The following is a 25,934-nucleotide window of genomic DNA, read 5'->3' on the forward strand; positions in this document are numbered from 1 at the left end:
GCATATATTAAAAATAGTATTTTCTAAAATACTATAAATGCCTATATTTTTTTATTCAGAAAGCATAAATAAAACACGTACTTTTCCAACAAAACAAGCTCAACCTTATTTTAAAACTCCTTGTTTAATTTTAGTTAATAAATCGAACAGGACAAGCCATCTCTTTTACCAACATTCGCTCATACACATGCGCGATATAAATAAACATACCGCAACGCGTCCATATTTTACAACAAAACAACGAATGCAAGCCAAAACAGGAGAATATATAAAATAGATTTTATTTTACTTTTGCAGTTTGGATTTAATGAAAGCACATGTTTCTCTACGAGATTCAATCGATTCCTCGTAGAGAAAGGACCCGTTCCTCGTAGAGAAAAGCAACGATTCTCTACGAGAAAAATATAGACCTTGTAACCATTTAATATACAACTTCTTACAGAAGTGCCAAAGAGCTCCAAAAAGTGTTGATTTTTTCTCAACACAATGGCACTGAATTCAACCGTCAAAGACGGCCACGAAGATAAAAGAATTGTTACATCAAAATCTAATCAGAATGGTCACTACAACCATCTATGTAAAGCCCTATCTGGCGGCTTACATGTATGTACGCTACCAAAACAGCGTAGTCACGGAATTCAATGCCATCAGGCTAAAAAGTATCGAAAACCTGTATCACGTAATCAAAAACCTCACAGCTAAACGACCAAGGAATGTGTCGTGGCGAGAAACCGGAAACCTGACCCTCATAATCCCCGACCCAAGATATGGGAAAGATCCTGAAACATACAATTACCTGGGACACGACAGCATCATTATCATTGAAGAAGAAATAGAAACAATGCTGAAAACAGAGCTACACAGCATGATGCTGAAAAATAAATTCCGGAACGGCATCATGTATAAAAAATCATTGCTATCATTTATGGATAAATATCACATCGACGACAAACACGAAGATGCTCTCATGAAAGCATTTCAGAGATGGAGAAAGAAAATAGAGGAAGAAGGAAAAAAGAGAATGAATGAAAATATGGTGACGCAACGGTAAAGTCAAAAGGTGCACATGTCCGTTATGTAAGGAGACATGTGCACCTCTTGACAGATTCTTATCTTTTATAAAATCAAGGTGAAGAATAGGGTGCTTTATCCACGCAAGTTTGTAGATCAGACGTGTCTTATCGACATAAAAGTATCCATCATTCCTCAAACTCTCAAAATTCTGTATACCAATCGGATAAAGCTTAGCCATAATTCATTCGCAATTAGTTATTCTACAACAAATATACAGGATAATTTTCACTTAAGATACCCCTGTGACCAAATAATGCATTACTTCGACTTCTTTATCACCCGTGCCGGATTCCCCACTGCAACACTGTCAGCCGGTATGTCCTTGGTCACTACACTGCCGGCTCCGATAATGCAACGATCCCCAATAGTCACTCCGGGACAGATGACCGCCCCGCCTCCAATCCAGCAATCTTCCCCGATCGTCACCGGATAAGCATATTCTTTCGGTTCACGCCGCTCCACATAATCCACCGGGTGATGGGGGGTATAGATCTGCACGCAAGGCCCGATCAAAGTATGTGCTCCGATAGTGATATACCCGCCATCCAAGAATGTACAATTGGCATTAACAAACACATGTTCGCCCAACCGGATACCGTCACCATGATCACAATAGAAAGGAGGACAAATAACGGATGTGGCAGGAATACCCGGCACAAGCGACTCGAGCAAAGGCCGGTATTCGCCGTCATAGGTACTCAGCCCACGCATACGGGCCAATAATTTCTTCGCTCTTTCAAAACGTACCTGCATCTCAGGCACAGACATGTCGGCCAACTGCCCACTGCGCATTTTTTCTACTTCATTCATTAGATGATATTATTCCATTACTCCATTAGTGAATATTAATTTTCTGTCATCAGACAACCGTTCATTAAATTCAAATCCTTCCCACTGAAAAAATTTCAAATCCTGCGGAGACTCTATCCGGTTCTTCAAAATAAAACGCGTCATTTCGCCACGTGACATTTTGGTATAGACAACGACAGTAGCAAGTTTACCATTTTTCCATACATGGAATTCCGGGGTGATAACCGTAACCTCCTTTTCTATACGTTTCCAATCGAACAAACCACGCATTTCATCACTGGCCAGATTGCAAAGAATTCCTCCATGGGCTTTGATCTCCTCTAAAAATTCATCCGTCAGACGCGATTGCCAATAAGAAAACATCGTTTGGTCTCCCTGCTCAGGCAGTTTCACATCACCTTCCAAACGATACGGGCGGATGGCATCCAGCGGACGAAGCAGCCCGTAACAGAATGAAGTCAGCCGCAGATGATCCTGGGCATACCGGAAATCAGCTTCCGAGAAATCTTTAGGATTCAGACGTTTGAACACAATACCGGTGTAGGCCAGCAACGCCGGAAGTTCACGGGTGTCTTCCGCATGAAAAGCCTGATAACGCTTGTAATTCTCCACGGCAATTTTCGAATTGACCCGCAACAGCCGTTCCAGTTCTTCCACAGAAAACTGAGACATCCGTAATGCAACTTCCGAAGCCTCCTTCTGAAAACGGGGAAGTGTAATAAAGGGAACCTTTACTTTCGAAACATCACTCATGGTTTTGGCACAAGATAGAAGTATAAGCATGGGAAAATTTACAATTTTACGATTTACTACGAATATTACTTTTGAACAAAGTTAAACTTTTTAATTGTATCTTTGTTTTTTACTTATACAAAAATAACAATAACATGAAGAAGAAGCTTTATCTGGCAGCAGCATTTTGCATGATCATTGCAACAGGATGCACAAACAACAAAAAGTCAGCTAACAGTGACAACGTAGTTGCAGATACCATGCAGGTGGCAGACATGCACAATGCAGAAACCTCACTCGACTATTTCGGAGAATACAAAGGAACCATCCCGGCCGCAGACTGCCCGGGAATAGAAGTCACCTTAATTTTTAATAAAGACCGTACCTATACACAAAAATACATCTACCTTGAACGGAAAGACGGAGAGTTCAATGAAACAGGAACTTTCAAGGTAGAAGGCAATATCCTGACCGCTACTTCCAAAAACGGCGAAAAGTCGTATTATAAAGTAGAGGAAGGCCGGATAGTGATACTCGATGCCGACAAACAACCCATTACCGGGGCACTTGCCGACATGTACGTATTGAAACAGGAAAAAGTATTCTGACATCCAGACTACGCCACCTGATGTGTGCCCGCCAACTTTCCCGGATTTATTACAATGTACCTTGCTTCAATTGCTCTGCAAACCGGTCGATACGATGTAATACTTCGGGAATCTTTATATTTTGCGGGCAATGATGCACACACTGGTTGCATCCGATGCAATGGTTCGCCTGACGCAAACGCGGCACACTGCGGTCATAACCTACCAAAAAAGCACGACGGGCCTTACGATAATTCTCGTCCTGACTGCTTTTGGGCAGATTTCCCTCATTCACACATTTATTATAATGTATCAGGATAGAAGGAATATCGATACCGTAAGGACAAGGCATGCAATACTGGCAATCGTTGCAAGGCACCGTGGGATATTTAAGCATCAATTGTGCCGTCTCTTCCAGAAATTCCTTATCCTCATCGGCCAATGGAACTAATGGTGAGTAAGTGCGTAAATTGTCCTGCAAATGTTCCATATAAGTCATACCGCTCAACACCGTAAGCACATGTTCCGGTGATCCGGCAAAACGGAAGGCCCATGAAGCGACACTGTCCTCCGGACGTCGCTGCTTCAGACGGGAAACAATATGATTGGGAACATTCGAAAGCCGACCGCCCAATAAAGGTTCCATAATAATGGCCGGAATATTGCGTTTGACCAACTCTCCATACAGATATTCGGCATCTGTATTACGGGAATTTACCTCCTTGGCATGTTTCCAATCGACATAATTGAGTTGGATTTGCACAAAGTCCCATTTTATTTCATCGTGCCGGGAAAGCAGATAGTCAAAGACTTCGATATCTCCATGATAAGAAAAACCGAGATTACGGATGCGCCCCGCCGCACGTTCGCTGACCAGAAAATCGAGTATGCCATTGTCCAGATAGCGTCCTTTCATGGCTTCCATTCCGCCCATACCGATGCCATGAAGCAACATATAATCAAGATAATCTACTTGTAACTCTTTCAGAGAATTATGATACATGGCTATAGAAGCTTCCCTGCCCCATGTATCCGGTGAGAAATTCGACAATTTAGTGGCTATGAAATATTTATCGCGCGGATAGCGGCTGAGGGCAATACCCGTGGCATGTTCTGAACGTCCCTTGCAATAGGCGGGTGACGTATCAAAATAATTCACTCCATGCGCCAAAGCATAATCGACCAGTTCATTCACCATATCCTGATCTATCTCATCTTGGCCGCCTTTGACCACCGTCGGCCAACGCATACAGCCATACCCCAATATGGATACCTTATCTCCCGTAGAAGGATTAATGCGATAAGTCATCTCACCGGCAGGAGTATTTCCAGAACCACCCGCCACCGTTACCGAACCGTCCTTCAGGCTACAACCATACAAGGCGGCTGTAGTAGTTGCAGTGCCTACTCCCAGCACTTTCAGAAATTCACGACGATCGATCTCTCTCCTATTCTTCTTAGCCATATTTATTTCCTCCCTTTTTTCCTTTTCTTAAATGATTTTATGCGCCAGATGTCCCTCTACATAAATAGCACTGAACGGACGTGCCGGACAAAGATTCTCGCATGCACCGCACCCGATACAGCGTTCCGTGTTGACTACGGGGATTTTAAGCGAATCGGGAGAATCCGGTTCGGAAGCCACCATCTGGATAGCGCCCGTCGGGCAATGTCGGGCGCAGTTTCCACACTCTACCCCATCCGTCAACGGAACACAATTCTCCTTTATCCAAACGGCATGCCCTATCTGGATAGCCGACTTGTCTGCCGGAGTAATCGGAGAAATCGCACCGGCGGGACAAACCTCGGCGCATTTGGTACATTCCGGCCGGCAATACCCACGCTCGTAGGACATCTCCGGCTGCATCAGTTTCATCAAACCGGTAGCAGGGCGAAGTACCTCGTTCGGACATACCGATACACACAACTGGCAAGCGGTGCAATGTTGTGCAAAATGACGGGCACTCAATGAACCGGGAGGAGTAAGCGAGGTCGCCCGGTCCGGTATCTTTTTATCTTCGATCACCGCCAAACCGCCATCTACTTTCTTCTCCTGTGCCTTCATTGCCGCAGTAGCAGCCAATACAGCAGTAGCCGTAAAGAAGCTACGCCGCGCCCTATCTATCTGTTCACCTGTCACCCTATCGTCCGTCTTTTTTACTCTCTCACCGGACGGATGTATGTACCTGATCGCGCCTTTGTGACATTTCCCGATACAATCCATACATGCCACACAGCGACTATAATCTATTTGGTGTTCTTTAACATCGATGCATGAAGCCTTGCAATTGCGGGCACAGAGATTACAATTCACACATTTCGATGAATCGATCACCGGTTTCAGCCAAGAGTATCTTGCTATAAATCCTAAAACAGTCCCCACCGGACAAATCGTATTGCAATAGGTCCGTCCGGCACGCCAAGCTAAAACTGCAATCACTACAAAGGATACGATGGCAACCATGAATGTCGGCAAACTCTTCATCCATACATTCACGGAATAAAAAGCATAGCTGTCGGCACGTTCGGCCAATAATGCCAACAAATTATTCCCCCACATATAAACAGGTTGAAAAAGATTGGATGCAATGCGTCCGTACGAGCTATAAGGTGCCAATAAAGCGACCAATGACCCGACACCGGCGATTAATGCCACTACAAAAATTCCGAGTACCCCATAGCGTAGCCAACTTACTGCTTTAGAATAACGAAAACGGTTCTTCTTCCGCTTTCCAGCCATCCATGATATAATATCCTGAAACACACCGAGCGGACAGACTACCGAACAATAAATGCGTCCGAAAATAAACGTCAGGAGGACAAGCAACACAACGACCCCCAAATTCAATGCCAACAACGCCGGCAAAAACTGTATCTTTGCCATCCAGCCGAACCACGTGTGGACCGTTCCGGTGAAATCCAGAAACAACAAAGTAATCAACACAAAAAATAAGACAGCGAATGAGACTCTAATTTTTCGTAACATGGGCAATTTCATTTAAAAAGCAACTAATCCGGTACAAAAATACACATGTTTATCCAGTTGATTACTATATAAATTACAGATATTAATACCAATATTACCGATTTCACTCGATTCCAATAAAAAAAGGATACCGTTATCAGGTATCCTTTTCCTCTCTCCCACACAAATCCACTAATGGCCAATAATCACTTTTCGCATTTCTTTTTGTCCCCTTATCTCTAATGACACCAAATAAGTACCGGAAAGCAGATATTCACGCTGAGTCGTTCCAGGTCCGATCTTCCCCTTGGATAAGCATTGGCCGGCAATTGAAAACAATTCGTAATATCCTGTAACATCTGCATGAGATTTAATCAACAAGCCGCCATTATCGGAATAAATCGTAAATTCCGACAGTATATTCTTCTGAATCCCCACCCCATCAGAAGCTTCAAACAATTGCCATTCAGCCAATTGAAATAAATCGTTTTTCCCTGTTACGTTAAGCTTAAAACTTTTATATTCTTTATCAGATACGATTGGATATTCCAGTGTAGTATAGCGTCCTAAAAACTTCTGGCTGTTTCTGACATCCAGTTTATCCCACTTTTTGCCATCAATAGAACCATATAAAATCCATTCTGCCGGGTCACGATCAGGAGAATCATTGGCAGAAATCAAAGCGTATCCATCTACTTTGACTGCCTTCGGCAAGTCATACCGTATCCAGATACTATTACCCTCGGAAATCGCCGTACAAAATTTTGTATTAATATTTCCATCACTCAAATTGCCATATCCCTCATGAGGAAGAGTATTGAACTGAGCACTCATCATACCAGCGTTTTCCGGATCCATTAAAGAACTTCGTAAGGGTTTGTCACAACCAAACAACTGAAATTCTGCAATTGCTAAACGGTCACTCCCGTTTACTTTCAAAACCTTCAAACGAAAATAATCATAAGGAGTAAAACTGACTTTCTCATCAAAAACCTTCGTTTCATTCGCAGCAAATATAATATCTGTCTGACGATCGACAGTTCTCCAGGATGCAGAAGTTTTAGTACGTCCCTCCAGTCTCCATGATACAGGAGCTTTAGAAGCATCTTCTCCGGAGGTTATCGCATACGCTTTCAAACCGGCAGAACGAGGTAATTCTACCGAGAACCAACACTCTGTTTGACCGGAAAAATCTGTTTCCAAAATCGTCTTGGCATCGTTGTCCCACAAGGGAGCTATATTCAATCCCGCAAGGGATGATTCCATAAAGACCCCGGAGTCTCCCTTGTCATATCCGGAAATTTGAATAAATAAATCGTCCGGTAGATCAGGAATATCTGCTTCCGGAGCTATACTACGGGCTATGATATCGGCCAAAAAAATATAACCTTTATCATTCGGATGAATCTTATCACCGGTCAAATATCCTTTACCCTCAAACGGAGTATGACAGTCTATTACAGTCGCACCGGTTTCCTTCGCAACCTGATCAATCATAGGCATCATCTCTTCCGTCATTACCTTATCCTCATTAATCCAATTGCCGGGTCCGAAAAGAGGAAGAGGATAACAAATATAAATCTTCGGTTTACTGACAAGCTCCTTAAACGAATTCACCAGTGCAACATAATCTCCGGTATACTGTTCTTTGATATTATCCCAGTTTATCTTTTTAGCATCATTGGTACCCAACTTAATCACCACGATATCCGGATTATATTTCAAAGCATTCAGATAACGCTCATGATCCCAATAAGAAGAAGCAGTACCGTCAAATTCCTTGCCGTTTTTCATCAAAGTACGCCCGCTTGCACCAAAATTCGAGACTTCGTACTTTTCAGTACCCAAATCACGTTGCAATACAGATGGATAAGTAGCCGAGCCGGATGACGCTCCAACTCCTTCGGTTATACTATTACCAATACATGCAATCTTTATCTTCTGTGCAAATGCCGGTAAAGAATAAATCTCTCCCAACAGAAAGAATATTCCACAATAAATCCAATAAATTCTTTTCATAATCTCTATGGCCCAATAAGACATTCCATAACCCTATCTCCGGATAATTCCGACCGGAGACAGAATCACAGAACGTTTTTCTTACTTCACTATTAATTTTCCTGTTTTTATTTCTTCTCCATTATCCAGCCGTACAATATAAATCCCTGCCTTTAAGCCATCTGTCGGTATCACACAATCTGCGGAAAAATAATATTCCGCTATTAAAATGCCCTGAAGTGAACAGACGCTTACATGACCGTTACCGTTTAAATGCACTTTAGTTCCTCGGGATACAGGATTCGGCCAAATGAGCAAATCATCCAAGTCCGCTGTATCGTCAATACTTTCAATACCGACCAATGCCCCCGACTCGTATACCTCAAATTCCTTAATACAAGTAGTTCCTCGCTGTGCAGTACTGGGAACGGTCAATCGTACATAACGCGTATCCACCGGTTCCTCTAATAAGATGACTTTCTTCTTTATATTTATATCCTCAAATGTTTTTTCAGCTATAGTCTCCCAAGTTACGCCATCCCGGCTAACGGCAACCTTATATCCACTGATGCGGTCCAGAGAATCCGTCAACGCAAATCCATCGATAGAATATACCTCCTCTAAATCGACTTCCAAGGTTGCTGTTCTTCTGGTAAATTCCCAAACGGTACCTTCCCGTCCATCCAAGGCATTTGCTGCAGTCAGCATATCATTGGTTCCGGCAGAACAATTCAAAATCGTCTTCCCTACACTGATTACGCCATTCCGGTCAATCGCTTCCTTAAACTGCCCATAGATGTCGAATCCGTAAATACGAACAGCATTATCACCTTTAGAAGGAACAAACTTCACAAAACGTGCATCTACCGGATCAAACGATTTCACTTTCTCATTAATCGATGCGACTCCCGTTTCACGAATTATTTCCGTCCAGCTTCCATCCAACGTATCTGTGGTACTGACATAAACTGAGTAACCGGGAACATTCGCCCAACCGGATTCTACCATCTTACAATCACGGAATTCAATGTGATTAATCGTATAAATACCGGTCAAAGAAAAAATAATGAATGGAGCGGCAGAAGTATCACACCACTTCATCGTATTGTCACCACTCAAATTTTCTTTCCAACCCCTCAACAGCCTGAAAGGATTCTCGTGAGTGCCCGTCATGCCGCTATAACTGTCGATGTTGACAATACGTTTACCCTTGCCATCGGGAGACGACACACTCAGCAAATTACTCGTGTTATACAACATGATTGTATAGTTCTCCCTGTTCTTCCCATCTTCTGAAATCACTTCTACATTCAGTTCATTCAGTCCATCAGTCAGTTCTATTTTTCCGATGCCATTAATCCTTGCATATTCACTGGTAGCTTTAGCAGCAACAACCACTTTGGAATCTTTTGTTTCCATCCGATATAAATGAGTGGAAGGGCTAAAATCAGGTTCCAACTCAAGACCTTCAATACTCAATGACTCAATTCCGGCAATAGCGGATTTATCTGCACGATAAACTTTTACCGTATAAATCCTTTCGGTCATACGATCTGCCGACTTCACTGTAATGAAGAAATCATTTTCGCCTAAAATCAACGACTTTTCTCCCAAATCTCCACCAATTTCACATTCCGGATTTCTGGCTTCCGCCTTTATGTTCACTTTCTCTATCTCTTTTGCTACATTTACCGAATAGACAGTACGTTCTGCTTCAAAAACCGGCATCAAGCTATTTCCCTCAACCTGTAAAGTCAACAAGGAAGCATCACTGGCAGTGACATCCAACTTACCGAAAATATTGAATTCGTACAGATTCAACGAACCGGAAGTTCCCAAACGGTCGGCCGGGACTTCCAATTTTATATAACGAGCTACTTTGGCCGGAGACACTTCCACCTCTTTAATATTCTCATCGGCTTTATTATTTGCATCCTCTACAACTTCCCAATCCGACAGATTCTGACTTACGGACAATATATACCCATTGATATTTTCATTTTTACCATCTACGGATCCGGCATCGTACAGTTTAAAACCGGAAACGGCATAATTATCTTTCAGATCAACCACCACAGATTTATCACCAGCGGTAGAAGTTGACCATTTACTATTGGCCGCCTTCATTTCTCCATCGAACAAAGCTACCGGTGCATTCTGTACATTAGGAGCGTCCTGCTGCATAATAACGGGCTTTCCAACACTGATCAAAGCATTTTCATAAACCGAATCGAAAGATTTACGTCCATAAATCTTAAAACCATAAATACGTACCGTATTACTGCTAATTTTAGGTACCAGTTTGATATAACGTGCTTTCACCGGAGTAATCTCTTTGACTTTATACATCACATCACTCTGGTTTATCTCATGTACCACCTCTTTCCAATCGGCATCGGATGTCCCTGCAGTACTTACATAAATATGATACTCAGACAAATTCGGATTATTCGGTTCACGGGTTTTACAATCCTCAATCACAAATTTATCTACGTCATAGTAATCGGAAAGTTCTATAATCACAAAATTATCAGTGCTGTTGTAGCACCATTTCTTATTCCCATTACCAGTTACATTTTTATCAAGAAGTAAATTTTCAGGCCCTTCATTATTAAACCCACCGCTAGCCGAATGAATTCTGGCTATACGTACTCCCATACCATCGGCAGGAGTCGTACTAATAATCGGTGAGGTACCGGATGCGTAAGCTACACTGTACTCTTCAATTTTCATTGCATTGATATGAGCAAACTTACCGGCATAACGCGCCAATTCAAAATGAATAGTCCCGTCAACATCCGGATAAATAGCCTCAGATACAAAAATCGTATTATTATTCTGGTTCTTTGTATTCCCGGTTATATCTCCCTCAGCAATGTTAGCTCCTCCCATCTGATGAGTACCCTGATAAGAATTTGTACCGGTAAACGTCAACAAGCCAGTTCTGTCATTAGTATCATAACGACTACCGAAGACATAAAATTTATATGCTTTTTCGGGTTTCAGATTTTTAAAGTCGATACCTCCCTTTTCCGCTCCGTTATTTTCTTCAATAAAAAAATAATCCTGAGTCGCCGTATTAATAGCAAAATCTCCCAAAAGTTCGGTATCCGGTTCCAAAAGTCCACCGTTTTTAATGCCGTTCGACAAAAAACCGGTAGTTAAATGCATTTTATAATCAACCGGCTGATTATATGAATTGACGAGTGAGTATTCCGTACCTGCCGCAGTCTTCACTGCATTATTCCAAAAATTTCCATTCGTATCTTTTCCTGTAATATTTCCATTGGTACCATCATCTTTTCCAAAATCTATATATAGTTTCTGATCCATAGTAAAACCGGCATTAACAAACTCCAACTCATTCGTAGACTGTGCCAGATTTTCCAAAAACCGATCACCTCCTAACGGTGCATAAATTTCAAGGCTGGATTTCATCATCTTACCTTGATTCACATATGCAATTTCTTCAGTATTCATCCCGGAACGCCAAAAAAACAATTCACGATACAATATCTGATCCGGAGCTAAGTTGCTACCTAAAACAAATTTTTTAGGAGATAATTTTTCCGGAAGCTCCCCTACTTTTATATCATCGATATACAATATCGTATTTCCCCATGCATAATAATGAGTCAGAGTAACACGTTTCCACCCCCCTGTGTTGATAGTTGTCTCAGACTGAATTTTCCCGTTCAGTGGAGACTCGTAAACCAATGTCCCGTCTGTTTTGATTTTGAAGAAGCCATTCCCACTCTCATTCTCAAACCAGGCAATCGTACCGGTTCCTGTTGTATTGATATCAAATGAAACGGTAAATGGATGAACCGTTTCTTCCGGTATCCACTCGATCTGGCGGGAAGTTGTCGTTCTTCCCAACTCACAGGATGTCCCCTGTACACGTTTAGGCAATGGTTTTCCTGCTTCCAAGGCATCAAATAAAGAAGGAACTATAGCATAACAGAATTCTTGATGTCCGGCTGAATTGGGATGATATGCATCATTTTCATATCCACTGGCCCAACGGCCTTTACCGTCGTCAATAGCTCCCAACGTATTGATACTCGGTAAATCCCATTCATGTATCAGCAAATTCAGCTTCTTTACATAGTTATAATCGCTTTCATTGTAATCGGCACGTGTATAATTATTGGCCATAACCGGTACGATTCCGGCATCCTCTGCTTGTTTGATGGCTTGCAACATGCCGTCACGATAACTGTTATAGGCCGCTTCGCCACGGTCATGTACACCTTCATTACCTAATGAAAGCCCGTAAATCACATAACTACTGCAATTACTCAATAAATCACGTTCCCATCGATCCAATAAATTAGCAGTTGTATTTCCTCCGATAGAAATATTTGAAGTCTTCCAGTCCAAACCGCGTCCTTCTTCATGACGTTTGGTCAGCAATTGAGTATACATATAAGCATATCCATGCATATCCGGTGTTCCCGATCCGTTAGCAACCGAAGAGCCCATATAGGAAATCTTCAACGCTTCTGTTTCACCGCAACTTACCGCATAAGTATATTTTCTCAGATTGACTTCTACATAAAATTCACCACCATTCATGTTGGTACGGATGTCTTCTAATGACATACCATACGATTCACCTTGTGATTGCTTAACCACCCGATTAGTACCCTTTATACGTTTCAAACATTCTGTTGCGTCCTTATTTATTATAAAATTAAACTTCGGATCACCACCATTCAATGTCAACCGTGCAGCCCATATGCCTTTACCCTGATACTCTAAAGGCAATCCTTTCGTTACATCAGCACCGGTAGAAGTGGAAGTCCCCACAATGTTCAAGGAAGTAATCGGCAAAATCTCATAGGTATTGTCGGTCAGATCAATACTAATGCGTACAGGGCCTGCAATATCCGTTTGAATAGGCTCCCCATTTTCCATCAACGAGCCTTCAGCTTTCCCTTTACCATACACTACTTTTTTATCATTACCCAAGTCACGATAAAAACTGAATGAACCTGTCCCCTTTAAAGAGGTATATATTTCAAAGAGATTGGTGATGGTCCCCTGTAAATCAGTAATCATTTGCATCTCGGCATCTTCTTCTACAGCCGTACCCGTAAAATGAGCACTACCTAACTGACCACTAATATTTATTTCAATTTCATCAGACAGAGTTTTTTCATCATATACAATAGATGCGGTGACTTTCACCTTCCCATTAGTCTTCGGATACACAATTCCCTGATTATCAACGCGAGCTATCGATTCGTCATCTACACTCCATCGAATGGCCGGAAAGATGGCCCCTTCGGGCAAAACACGAGCCTGTATCTGGGAAGTCTGACCAGACTCCGTAATATCTTGTCCGGTCAGAGTGATTGAAGTAGCTTTTATTACAGGGTCATTCGTACATTCCTCTATCTTCATAGCATTGATATGTGCAAACTTATCAGCATAAAGATCGATATTGAAACGAATACTGCCGTTAGCATCCGGATAAACAACATCCGATACATAAATACGATCGGTTGTATGGTTTATACCGTTCCCTCCACTATTTTTTCCCCCCATTTTATAAGTTCCGGTACTGCTATTCTCTCCAGAGAATGTAAAAAGTCCCATACGATCTGTTTCCGTATCCCTGCAACCAAATACATGGAAACGATAACCGGACTTCGGATTCAAATTATTGAAATCGATAATACCCGGAATATCCGTTCCTCCATTTTCAATAAAAATATAATCTTCTGTAGCTGTCTCAATGGCCAGATCCCCTAAAAGCGCCACATCCGGATTAAGCAAGCCACCATTCAACCGTCCGTTGGAACGGAAGCCTGATCCTAATTTCATCTCGACCCCGGTCGGTACATTGGCAGAATTTACCAACTTCAGCATCGCACCCTTACTAACAGTAAAATTATCTTTCTCAAAAGCGTTATTCCAATAATGATTGTTTACATCGGCTCCGATTGTATGATGTCCGTTCGTTCCGTCACTGCGTCCGAAGTCAATATAAAAATCTTGTTTCACAGCCAACGGATCAACCTCTCCATATTCCTCTATCTTCATTGCATTAATATGAGCAAAGCCACCGGATTTTATTGCTAATTGAAAGTCAACTTCCCCTTTAAAATCCGGAAAAATATAGTCGGTGACATAAATATCATCCGTGTTCTGGTTTTCCCCATTAGTTCCGATTGCTTTGCCCGTCATACGATAAGTGCCATGACTTCCTGTTGAACCGGTAAATGAAAGATATCCTATACGTTCTTCATCTCCAGTCTGCGCACGACTGCCAAACACATAAAATCTATAAGCACGATTCTTGTTCAAGTTTTTAATGCGGAAACTACCATTAGCACCCGCACCCTCAATATAAAAATAATCTTGTGTGGCTGTAGATATTGCCAAATCACCTAATTCTGTCTGGTCCGGTACAAGAAGTCCTCCATTACGAATACCATTGGCCAAAAACTTTTTAGTAATCTCCATAATAAATCCGGTACTCTCATTGGTTCCGCTCACCAGTTCCAATGTTTCTCCATATTCCGTTTCTATGGCATTGTTCCAATAATGCCCGTTTTGATCCGGCCCTTCCGTCACATTTCCATCCAAACCATTGTTTTTACCAAAATCAATATAAACAGATTGTTTCAACACACCATTATTTGTGTTTTTTACTGAATCGGCCGCCCTTGCTGAAAGCAACCAACCGATACAACATAGCAATAGAAATACAGTAATTTTCCTCACGTTTTTTGATAATTAAAAATTATGAATTTACAGGTCCGACAAATTATCGAAATATCTGCCAGACCTGTATAAGTCATTAAAATATTTTCATACAGTCATTAAAATTAATTTCAAGGAATAATCACTTTTTGCGAATAAACTTCTTTATTACATTCTAATGATACGGTATAAATTCCCTTATGAAGATTACTCCCTATATGAAAGTTTCCACTCTGTTTTTTTTTGACTACAATTGATTTTCCCGACATATCAAACAGTGTAACTATGTCAGCCCGATAATCATTTTTCAATTGTACTCTAATTCTTCCCTCATCAGGGGTTAATGTGAAAAAAGAATTATCCTGATTTAATTGTGCAACACCGACTCCACTTGATTTTTCCAGAACAATGCTAACCGTTTGTTCTCCTGTCAAGTTTTGAGGTATTTCAGGAGTATCCATTGCAATGCCATTGAGTTTAAACTCTTTGATCCGGTTCCCTTCGCCTTCCAATTTAACGTTAAGTATCATGTTCCCATAGTTCAACCTGGTAAGTTCCAATGAATTGACTTCTTCAGGTAAAAATGGTTCGAAACGTAATTTTTCGTCCTCAAAACGCATACCTACAAGACCATACCAAACCATACGCAATAATCCGGTTGCCGACCAAGTCTGATGTTGAAGTCCCCCCCAATGGCTACCGGTCTGCCATCCTCCATCAGGATGTCCGTCTTTCGGATCATAAATTTCCCAAAAATCATTCCCACCTTTATTTAAACCAAGATCTACTAAATTAAACAGTTCGAATGTAAATCTTTCATAATCACCGGTTCTGGTACAAGCATCCGCATAGAAAGCATTTACAAATGGCCAAATCATCATATTATGGCGTCCCGGCTTCTCATCGCTGAATCGTTTGAAATGCGGATAAATAGAAGGCAGGCCAAATTTAGTAACCTGCATTTGGGATATTATTTTCTCTGCCTCCGCCGGTGATACAATGTCAAACAATATTGCAAACGAATTACCCAAACCTTCTTGGAATGAATGCAGATCTCCATTCTGATCGATCAGGTAATTAAATTTACCGGTTTCTCTGTCAAAGAGATGGGTACGTATATTAGTTTTTAAGTTTTCAGCCTTCTTCTCCATTTCAGTAGCAGTCTCTTCTTCTCCCAAAATAGTTGCGATATGTGCCAATAAACGATACGCCTCATAATAAATACAATTCGTACTTAAACATTTTATTTTATTATGTGCCGGATGACTGACAACTGCTCCCCCCTTAGAATCACCGGACCATACAGGCTCTTCATATCCGGCAATACCATCATTAAATACAGAAGGACCTGTAAACAGCCCGTATTGAGAATCATATACAGGGTTATTATCACGCTTCATTTCCTCCAACTGATGAATGGTGTTTACCCCACTCTTCAATATCTGGTTCAAAAACTCTTTATCGCCAGTCATCTGATAGTACATATAAGCACCTTTTACCCAAATTATCTTATCCCAATATTCTGCACCGATGTACTCTTGTTCGTTATCTTCCAATAAATGCAATAATGAATTCTTCGAGATTTCCGGCTGTAACAACGGAAAACCGTTCCATACATTAATAGACAGATCGCGTGTCCAGTTTCCATCATAACGGGCTCCCGCATTCAGAATACCATTTTGAGTCGTATTGATATTCACTGTCCATAAAGCTAATTCATAGGCAGCTTTCAGATCCGCATTATTAGATATGATTTCCGGTTGAACAGCCGGTTTTCCATAAACCTCGAATTCACGGATACGCGCCAATCCTTTTTGATACTCCGAAGGAATTTCCAATTTCAGGAAACGGCTGGCAAAAGGTTCTGCCGGTACACCTTCTTTACGCACCTGCATCGCTTCAAACGTTCCATCGAAAACCAATTTCCAATCTTCATCCGTACCGGCAAAGCTGCATGCATATACTTTATATCCTGTCAACCATTCTTCACTATCGATCAACGCGAACTTATTGATTTCATATTCCTGCTCCAGGTCGATCACAACCCAGCCATCCGTACCTTCTTTTTTTCCGAAAGCCCAAGGGTTATTAGCATCTTCTCCATCGACAGCATCTGTATTTCCATCGATAATATTAGCCGGTGTTTCCCGATTACTCCAACTATTATGATAATCGACTATCGTTTTCCCTGTACTGACTATTTCTTCATTCAGTGGCCGGACATATGATCCGTAAATGTCTACACCATAAATACGTACATAAGAATCCCTGGTATCTTTTACCGGTACAAACTTAATATAACGCGCTTCTACCGGAGTAATCCGTTTCACTTTTGTATCCAGATCACCAACATTAGTCTCATGAATAATCTCTGTCCAATCAGCCTCTGCTGTTCCGGTAGTACTAACATATACTTTATATTCCGGAAGATTATAGACATCACTTCCCGTCTCTAAAATTCTTCCATCGCGAAAGCCAAATTTATTGATAGAATAAATAGCAGGTAAAGAGAATATTACCCAAGGATCATCACCTTTATACGCCCATTTATTACTCTTATTATTGTTTATTTCATCCTTATTTAACAACAATTTATAAGCATTCTCCGAATCACTTGCTTTCCCACTGCACGAATAAATATTCACGATTCTTTTTCCACGACCATCCAGAGCTGAAACAGAAATCAAATCGTCCGGTGTCACAATCATAGTCATTTTTCTGGTATCGATCGTAATCTTGAACGATCCTTCGTCATTCATGATAAATTTATAATCATCATTAGTTACACGAGAATTTTCGACATGCCGGATTTTATGTTCTTTTCCGATCACAACAGCTTCATTCGCCACTTCGGCATTCAAACAGTCAATCCATATATCATTCGGATTGGTTTTCAGCAAAAATTTAAAATCATTGCGTTTCATTTTTCCGGTCCATGTAAAAATACCGTTACCCTCATCATCCATCAAATAAGCTTTTTCAGCAGTCCAGCCACAGTCAAAAGCAGCACCTACCACATAAATTTTAGAAAACTCTTCAGCTTTAGCTATCAGAGTAAACAGGCATAAAAATAAAGTTAATAGTTTTCTCATAACATGTTTTTTTGGGGTTCATAATTTAAGATATAACACACTATTTTTAATTTACTCATCCGATGCCAATATCACTTTACAATAAATTTTCCATTTATCTTTTTATCATTAACACACATGTGGACAACATACATTCCTTGTGTTAAACCTGTAGTAGGAATACGATCCGTATTGTAAAGATTGGCCTTTAATACTCCCGAAGTATTGTACACATCGGCCTTGGCAACAATGCCAAAACTGATGTTCACAGACTCACCTGCTTCCACTACAGTAGGAAGTAAGTAAGTCTTATCAACGAAAATATCCGATTGGAGACCTGTAGGCTTCTTTATCACTACTTCTTCTTTCAATAGCAATTCATCTGCAGAAAAGCCTACGCTTATATCATAACTACCTTCGTCTACAACGAAAGAAGCTTGATCCACATCATAGTAAGAAAAAGCATCCTCCGATAAAGAGAATTCTACTTTCTGCGATTCACCCGGTTTCAAGTATACCTTTTTGAAAGCCTTTAACTCCTTCAAAGGACGTTCTACCTTACTCTCCCCTTTTTTACCTACATATAATTGCACCACTTGTGCGCCGGCAACATCCCCTGTATTTTTTAGTTCACATATTACTTTCAAAATAGCATCGGCACCTATTGCAGGCTCTACAGTCATCTGTGACAGATTAAATGTCGTATAGGAGAGCCCATACCCAAAAGGATATTGTACCGTTTTTCCGGATTTATCATACCCGCGATACCCCATAAATATACCCTCGGTAAACTCTACATGTTTGTCATTATCCGAATCATAATAGCTATTATAAGTCGGATTATCAGCCCAGCGCTTTTCAAATGTCACAGGTAATTTTCCTGACGGATTTATGTCACCGAATAAAATCTCTCCCAAAGCCGTTCCACCTTCCTGCCCAGGATACCATGCCCATAACAACCCATCCAAATGCCGTATCCAAGATTGCATTTCCACATTACCACCGGCAGTAACCACACCGACAATAGGAGTGGTAGTCTTCGATATGACTTTCGTGATCAACTCTTTTTGTTTAGAAGGTAAAGCAAAAGTACGATCCCCGCCTTCTGCTTCACTGCCAGAGTCATGTCCAAAACATGCAATTACCACGTCTACATCATTCAAACTTGCTTGAAAGTAATCATCTGCGCCCACTTTCGTCCAATAAAAATCAATAATAGCGGCACCCGTCCCCTGATAATATTCTATTTTGACTGCATAGGTTTTGCCTGCAGACAACCTCATCTCGTAAGTCTTATATCTTTCTTGACCGGGATTCCAATCATCAATAACCTTTTTATCATCAATATATAACCGAAAACCATCATCACCACCAAGATGGAAAACATATTCTCCGTCTTCCATTGGTCGCAATTCTGCTGTCCAACGTACACTATAATTAGAAGTACCAATTCCCTCGACTCCCGTACCGTTCTGGAAATTAAAGTTTATATTGGCATCCACTTTCGTAGCAATCGGAGCACCTGACAAATCAGTATTATTGAAGTACTCTCCGTTAAAACCGTGTTCATCAGAACCGGATGCCACATATACATCATCATCCAAATGATCATATTCATCTATATATTTCACCTCAACACCTTTCTGTGCACCGACTGCTTTAATACCTTCATAAAAACTCACGTAATGGATAGGTGTAACTCGCCCGCTACCACCTCCGGTGAGATAACGCAAAGCATTCTGACCGACAACGGCTACCTTTTTTATTTTATCTGCTTTTAAGGGCAAAAGGTTCTCTTCGTTTTTTAAAAGGACCATACCTTCACGGGCCACATCCAAAGCTGTCTTTACAGAAGCCGGATTATCTTCGGGAATACTGGAATCCAGTTGTTCATTATCCATAAATCCGAATTTTATCATCGTTTGAAGTATATGTTGTACTTTTTCATCAATCACATTCATATCCAAATCACCCCGGTTGATGAAATAGCGCAAACTGTCAGGATTCATTTTCTCACCACCTGCCATTTCCAGATCCAATCCGCCCTGAGCAGCAGGTAAGCAATAATGAGTAGATCCCCAATCGGACATCAGAATACCGTCAAATCCCCATTGATCACGCAATACGGTACGAAGCAACCAAGGGTGATGCGTAGTCCACGTACCGTTCAAAAGATTATAACTACTCATCACACTTCCTACTTTGGCTTCCTGCACCGCAGCTTTAAAAGCAGGAAAATATATTTCATTTAATGTCCGCTCATCAATATCCGAACTTATATAGTTCCGGTCATATTCTTGAAAGTTAGCCGTAAAATGTTTGATAACAGCCATTACCCCATTTGCCTGTAGCCCATTGATATATCCTACTGCCGTACGGGAGGTCAGGTACGGATCTTCACCCATATATTCAAAATTACGTCCACACATAGGAGCACGATGAATATTAACTGCCGGTCCCAACAATATATTCACCCCTCGTGAACGGCAATCAAGCGCCAAAGCCTCTCCATATGAATGCGCCAAATCCTCATTCCAAGTAGATGCCAAACAAATACCACAAGGATAAGCCGTCGAATTTCCCCAAGTACCTACTCCTTGAGGGCCATCAGACATCTTCATTTGAGGAATGCCCAGACGGGGAATAGCTTTCGTATACATCCAGTCAACACCACCTACATACGATAATTTTTCACCTTTTGTCATCAAACGGACTAATTCGGAAGCACGCTCCCGCGGATCTGTAGAAGGTGTTGACGGTACTTCCGGAGCTACAGCAGGACCACCCGTCGGTTCACCGAAAACCTGTAAATTAGCCAATTGCACCCGGTCACCGGCATGTACGCTCGAAACTTCCAACAGAAAAGCAGTGAACTCCTTTTCCGAATCTATCTGAAATTTCATAGTGGTGTATCGCCCAGGAAAATTAAAATCTCTCCGTTCATCTAATTCAATCCATCCTTCTTCTGGATTATAACCACTTAAACTCCATAATTTAGGATCACGCTCAGAAGCATCATTGGCAGACGTCACCGTATAAGAATTAAAACGATAAGCTTTATCCAACACACACTGCACGTAAAAACTCGTACCCAATGCACAATATTTTGTTGTCAATTGTTTATCAAACAATTGCATAATCCCTTCATTTGTCCCCCCTTCCGGATAACCGGAAATCTGCTTTTCCAAATTCAGCCCTTCTGTCACATCTGCAGGGAAATAAGGTTTCTTACCCGCTGTATCAAAAGCGTAACCAAACAATTGCCATTCAGCAATCCGTATGTTATCAGTTCCGGTAGCTGTAAGTCGATAATAACGCGCACTATAGGTGCTGCTTGTTACAACACGGTTGTATGTAAACAGTGCCATATCTCCCATCCCTATCATCCGAGTAGAGGCAGGCCTAAACTGTCTCCATGTCTGACCGTCCTTTGAATATTCTACTTTCCATTTAGTTACGTCCACCCCTCTACCAGCATAGAGCAGCATACCCGTAAGTACCTTATCTTCTTTACAATCTACCGTTATTGTTGTTTCAGTAATTCCCGATACTTCATAAAAAGTATTTTCATTATTATCTGTCAGAAAAGCCAAAGTAGCATTTGAATGCTCTGCCATAATCTCAGCCTCATCCGTAAAATCATACGGAAAAGCAACTGTAACTTTACGAGGCTTCTCTATTTTCACAGAGGTAGCATGAATTTCAAATTTATCAATATTGGGGCCATTTTCAAATTCGGTACCCATTTTTATGACATTAGTACCGGCATCCAAATAGATATATGCAGAAGAAACCGATGTAGGAGGTGCATTCCAATCTGGAGAGTCGCTTGTACGTAAAACGATTCGTTCATAATCATTTACTTTAATATAAAAAGGACGAGCTGTACCTGTAGTAAATGCTTTTAACTCATACGTCCCGGCTTGGTCCACTTCTATATTCTCATACAAATAATAGGAATCGGAATTTATATGAAAATCATGAACATACTTATTTCCGGAAAAACCGGAAACTTGTTCAACTTTTAGCTCACCAAATAATTTTGCATCTTCGGCCTCCAAGATAATAGGAAGTTGTGCCGCCTGGGTTGCAATCCCCCAAAACAACACCGATAAAAGAGGAATTCTCTGTAATAATGTATTCATAATATTACAATATTAAATAAAAGATCCGGACGGATGGCCACATCCACCCGGATCTAATAAAAGTATCAAACATGTAAGTTAGTTAGTCCGTCACAATTACCTTGGTTCTATTTACAAGGTACAGACCGGGAGCGATTCCTGTTATCGAATTACGTCCTTCATTCAGCATAACAGAACGTACCAGACGGCCGTCAATAGCATAAATATTTATTTGAACCGCTTGTGAAGCAATCATTTCGATACCACCACTTATAGAATAAACAGCAATATTTTCTAAAGTTTTTTCGGTAACCATACCTACCGGGTCATCTTTAGTCCTAAACACAGGATAACCCTCATTTTCTGCTATTTTCCAAATTTTGTCAAAATCCCATCCAAGCGTTTCTTTATAGAATTCTAAAGATTTAGCATCGGCATCATCGAAAAGATCCGTCCCATTACGGTCATCCGTACTTTCCCAACCACCACCGACTGAAACTGTAGTACCAATAGAATAATTGTTAATAAAATGAGCCATCGATGCTCTATTTCCCCAATTTCCAATGCGGAAACGATGCCCGCCTGCAATAGAGGTTGCCAAATTCAAGCAATTCTGAATTGTAATCTCACCGTCACGGTCTATTAATCCGAGTATAGCACCTACATGACCGAACTGGCTCGTAATAGTTCCATCAAAATAACAGTTGCTAATAGTCGCACCACCATCAAAGGAAGCAGCAGAGATACCACCGGCCTGATGAGTCCTTGCTTTAATTGTACATTGAGCTGCGTAACAGTTTTCGATTATCACACCAGCCGAAACACGGGCAGCAATTGCCGAAACACGGTCTCCTCCTTCAATGTTACTGTTGCTGACATAGCAGCGTTCTATCTTTCCTCCATCTGCAATACCCACCAATGCACCTGTATTATCACCACCGACAATAGCAACACCGGTCATACCGAGATTCTTAATCACAGCACCGTCCATTCTTTTGAATAATCCCATCGTTCCGACATTCGAATCATTAAAATTCCACCCTTTTATTATATAGCCGTTACCGTCAAATGTACCTGTAAACGGATTCTCTTCAGAACATAAACCATTAAAAGTAGTATTTGCCAAATCAATGTCATTTGTCAATACATAATCACGGGTAGGGAAATTATCGATAGTCAACAAATCGTCCGCTGTCGTTATTTCAACAACTCCCTCCGCAGGAATCACTTTACAAATATAGGTTACCGGAGTAATTTCAAACCGATCGTCAATCCCTTTCACTGTTTCCATTGCTACAACAGATGAGCCGATAGCAACAGGAGTCAACGTTTGTTCTTCAATAGTAACAACTTTCGTATTATCCGACAATAATGACAGTGTGAGACCATTCGTTGAAATAAACTGTGGTAAGACATAACTATCCATTGAGAGATATAATCTTTCTGTAATCTGAGCCGGCTGAACTTCTATCCCGACATAAAGCCCTGTCTGAATTTTACTCTCTCTCTCTAACTGCCATTTCAAAACAGGATAAGACTCACCATCCAATGGAATAATCCACGTGCTTTCCATATCCCATTTTAATGTCTCGGCATAGAAAGAAGCAGTTCGAACCTGTTGCAAGGAAATGTCAGCTCCATCCTGCCCGATTACATCTTCACTGATAATCGTAACAGCTTCTACCACATTCTTACCAATGCGGGTAGAAAGCAAAGAATAACTATTCTCCACTTTTATTCCTCCATCTCCTACAACCCGTTTGGGAGAATCGGCACCTAATATATAAGAAGCCAGATTCACACTGTTCTTCACAGAATTACCGGTTTCATCTCCACCATTTTTCAAACCTACAATACCGCCTGTCCTATTCCAGTTGCCCACAACGACACCGGAAAAATAACTTTTATCAATAGTAGCGTTGTTTATAGATCCAACCAAACCACCAGCCTGCCAGCCTGTAGTTTGTACATATGCTGTTGAATAACAATTGCTCATTAAAGCTCCGGAATTCAACTGACCAACTAACGCTCCAACATGATCTTTGCCAACAATACGGCTATTACCGACATAACATCCATCAATATTACCACCATTCATTTCGCCGATAAAACTACCGATGTGCTTGTTTTCTTTAGTACCGATCACAGAATTTTCAATACCCAAATTTTTTATCTCAGCACCGATAGTCGACAGGAATAAGCCTAATTTCCCTTCTCCGGCACGTTGAATATTCAGATTCTTTATAATATGTCCGTCACCATCCAGTTTTCCTGAGAAGTTTTCAATACCATTAAATGAAACATTTGCAAAGTCCAGATCGGCTGTCAATTTGAAACTGCCATCTGTTGCAGCAGTTATTCTTGAAATAAAATCTTCTGCCGTAGCAACCGGTATGATGTCCGGTATAATGGAAATACTAATCTCCTCAGCTTTAAAACCAGACACAGAAACAGATACGGTAACAGTTTCCAGATCGGTTATCTCAACGTCTTCTGTTACAGATATAATACTTCCATCCAGCTTCACTTTACTATTTGCACATGAATATGATAAAATACCTCCATGTCCGGAAGCATAATATTGGCTCAGATCGATGCTACTTCCCTTTCTTAAAGACAAAACTGGTATAGACTGACTCAAATAAATCAGAGAAGTAGTCGTTTCAGCCTCCTTCTGCCATACCAAAACCGGATAAAGTCCGTCTATCCATTTCCAAGAACCATCATCAAAATTCCACTTCAAATCTTCCGAATAAAATACTTCTTGTTTAACCCTCTCAGCAGTAACATCAATTCCTTTCTGGGCATCATTACCATTTGGTGCAGGCAACGTATTCAAAGCATAATTATTATTCAATACAGATTTACCGTCACGTGTACTGGCTATACGATAAATCTGATCACATTGCAACTGAGCGGCCAAATTGACACAATTTTCAATTGTAAGTACGTCATCACTATCCTGTAACCCCAAAATTCCTCCAATACGCTGATTTACAACTTCTACCCGTCCGGAAAAATAAGAATTCCGAATACTTCCGGCCCCTGCAGCAGATGTACCGACAAGACCACCGGCCTGGAACTCGCGAGAATAAACATTGGCAGCTGCATAACAATTATTAATCTGGCTACCCACTCCTTCATTACCTTCCATCTGTCCGATCAAAGCACCGACATGATCACGACCTGATATACTGCTATTAGCAACATAACAATTCTCGATAACTGCACCATGGCTCTGTCCAGCCAAAGCACCAATATTACTATTACCTAAAATAGAAGCTCTTTCGATACCTAAATTCTTGATAGTAGCGCCCCTAAGGTGCCTGAACAGGCCAAGTTCTCCGGAATCACTCTTATCGATAGTCAATCCGTAAATAATATGTCCTTGTCCATCTAATGTACCGTAATAGCTATCTAATACACATTCGTCCAACACCACTCCGGTAAGATCAATATCAGCAGTCAACACATAATTAATATCCGGATCCATTTTCAATAAATCACGAACATCCGAAATTTCATCAACCAATACTTCACTTCCCGGTTCTTTAGCTACTATCTGCAAAGCATTGATATAATAAAATTTATTTTTATGATTGTTATTTTCACCAGGACTGACAGTCAGCCTGATTTCTCCGTTTGCAGTAGGACGTACGCCTTTAATAGTAACGGTTTCCGTTCCGTTTCCGGCAGTGTTCAGATAACCGATTCGGGTATTCTCCCCTGTTAATGTGTAGGTAGTTTCCCGATTATCGGTAGCTCCTTTACGAGAACCGAAAATACAGAAATCATACACAAGATTTTTATTTGGGGATTATATACTTTATAACCTATAATTCATAATTGAGTAACCTTG

The 25,934-nt window shown here is 41.0% G+C and carries 11 protein-coding genes and 1 pseudogene; 2 read left to right on the forward strand and 10 right to left on the reverse strand.

Annotated elements, in window-relative coordinates; genetic code table 11:
* The first annotated feature begins 556 nt into the window (after positions 1–556).
* A complete protein-coding gene (locus tag QVP90_RS00020) occupies positions 557–1,051 on the forward strand; it encodes a hypothetical protein (protein WP_005934170.1) in 495 nt (164 codons plus the stop codon).
* A 57-nt stretch (positions 1,052–1,108) separates the two neighbouring features.
* Here QVP90_RS00020 and QVP90_RS00025 read toward each other — a convergent pair.
* The 3 genes and pseudogenes from QVP90_RS00025 to yaaA form a co-directional block, all read right to left on the reverse strand.
* Positions 1,109–1,252 (reverse strand): annotated as a pseudogene (locus QVP90_RS00025) (AAA family ATPase); the annotation flags it as partial.
* 80 nt (positions 1,253–1,332) lie between these two features.
* Positions 1,333–1,884 (reverse strand): sugar O-acetyltransferase, encoded by a 552-nt coding sequence (locus tag QVP90_RS00030; RefSeq protein WP_005934174.1) that lies wholly within the window; start codon positions 1,882–1,884, stop codon positions 1,333–1,335.
* Positions 1,885–1,893: 9 nt separating this feature from the next.
* Positions 1,894–2,667: a peroxide stress protein YaaA gene (gene yaaA / locus QVP90_RS00035; RefSeq protein ID WP_021935341.1), complete on the reverse strand. Its 774-nt coding sequence runs from the start codon at positions 2,665–2,667 to the stop codon at positions 1,894–1,896.
* A gap of 104 nt (positions 2,668–2,771) precedes the next feature.
* Between yaaA and QVP90_RS00040 the strand changes: the two genes are divergently transcribed.
* Entirely contained in the window at positions 2,772–3,224 is a 453-nt protein-coding gene (locus tag QVP90_RS00040) for a copper resistance protein NlpE (RefSeq protein ID WP_005934178.1), read from the forward strand.
* A 49-nt stretch (positions 3,225–3,273) separates the two neighbouring features.
* Here QVP90_RS00040 and QVP90_RS00045 read toward each other — a convergent pair whose 3' ends face one another.
* The 7 genes from QVP90_RS00045 to QVP90_RS00075 form a co-directional block, all read right to left on the reverse strand.
* Positions 3,274–4,668, reverse strand: coding sequence for an aldo/keto reductase (locus tag QVP90_RS00045; RefSeq protein ID WP_005934181.1), 1,395 nt, complete (start codon positions 4,666–4,668; stop codon positions 3,274–3,276).
* A gap of 27 nt (positions 4,669–4,695) precedes the next feature.
* Positions 4,696–6,189 (reverse strand): 4Fe-4S binding protein, encoded by a 1,494-nt coding sequence (locus tag QVP90_RS00050; RefSeq protein WP_021935342.1) that lies wholly within the window; start codon positions 6,187–6,189, stop codon positions 4,696–4,698.
* A 171-nt stretch (positions 6,190–6,360) separates the two neighbouring features.
* Positions 6,361–8,187 carry a GDSL-type esterase/lipase family protein gene (locus QVP90_RS00055; protein WP_224203463.1) on the reverse strand — a complete coding sequence of 609 codons (1,827 nt, stop codon included), beginning with the start codon at positions 8,185–8,187 and terminating at the stop codon, positions 6,361–6,363.
* 81 nt (positions 8,188–8,268) lie between these two features.
* The gene (locus tag QVP90_RS00060) at positions 8,269–14,901 is read right to left on the reverse strand and encodes a discoidin domain-containing protein (RefSeq protein WP_021935344.1); all 6,633 of its coding nucleotides are present in this window, start codon (positions 14,899–14,901) and stop codon (positions 8,269–8,271) included.
* A 110-nt stretch (positions 14,902–15,011) separates the two neighbouring features.
* Positions 15,012–17,972 carry an MGH1-like glycoside hydrolase domain-containing protein gene (locus QVP90_RS00065; RefSeq protein WP_005934190.1) on the reverse strand — a complete coding sequence of 987 codons (2,961 nt, stop codon included), beginning with the start codon at positions 17,970–17,972 and terminating at the stop codon, positions 15,012–15,014.
* A 71-nt stretch (positions 17,973–18,043) separates the two neighbouring features.
* Entirely contained in the window at positions 18,044–22,096 is a 4,053-nt protein-coding gene (locus tag QVP90_RS00070; protein WP_007482586.1) for a glycoside hydrolase family 3 C-terminal domain-containing protein, read from the reverse strand.
* An 82-nt stretch (positions 22,097–22,178) separates the two neighbouring features.
* Positions 22,179–25,874, reverse strand: a complete 3,696-nt coding sequence (locus QVP90_RS00075) for a GLUG motif-containing protein (RefSeq protein WP_021935345.1) — start codon at positions 25,872–25,874, stop codon at positions 22,179–22,181.
* Positions 25,875–25,934 lie beyond the last annotated feature (60 nt).

The sequence above is a fragment of the Bacteroides sp. CAG:189 genome (assembly GCF_000432295.1).
Classification (GTDB): domain Bacteria; phylum Bacteroidota; class Bacteroidia; order Bacteroidales; family Bacteroidaceae; genus Bacteroides; species Bacteroides salyersiae.

Coding starts and splice junctions, on each gene's coding strand:
- QVP90_RS00020 (WP_005934170.1), top strand. CDS start 557: ATGGTCACTACAACCATCTATGTAAAGCCCTATCTGGCGGCTTACATG.
- QVP90_RS00030 (WP_005934174.1), bottom strand. CDS start 1,884: ATGAATGAAGTAGAAAAAATGCGCAGTGGGCAGTTGGCCGACATGTCT.
- yaaA (WP_021935341.1), bottom strand. CDS start 2,667: ATGCTTATACTTCTATCTTGTGCCAAAACCATGAGTGATGTTTCGAAA.
- QVP90_RS00040 (WP_005934178.1), top strand. CDS start 2,772: ATGAAGAAGAAGCTTTATCTGGCAGCAGCATTTTGCATGATCATTGCA.
- QVP90_RS00045 (WP_005934181.1), bottom strand. CDS start 4,668: ATGGCTAAGAAGAATAGGAGAGAGATCGATCGTCGTGAATTTCTGAAA.
- QVP90_RS00050 (WP_021935342.1), bottom strand. CDS start 6,189: ATGTTACGAAAAATTAGAGTCTCATTCGCTGTCTTATTTTTTGTGTTG.
- QVP90_RS00055 (WP_224203463.1), bottom strand. CDS start 8,187: ATGAAAAGAATTTATTGGATTTATTGTGGAATATTCTTTCTGTTGGGA.
- QVP90_RS00065 (WP_005934190.1), bottom strand. CDS start 17,972: ATGAGAAAACTATTAACTTTATTTTTATGCCTGTTTACTCTGATAGCT.
- QVP90_RS00070 (WP_007482586.1), bottom strand. CDS start 22,096: ATGAATACATTATTACAGAGAATTCCTCTTTTATCGGTGTTGTTTTGG.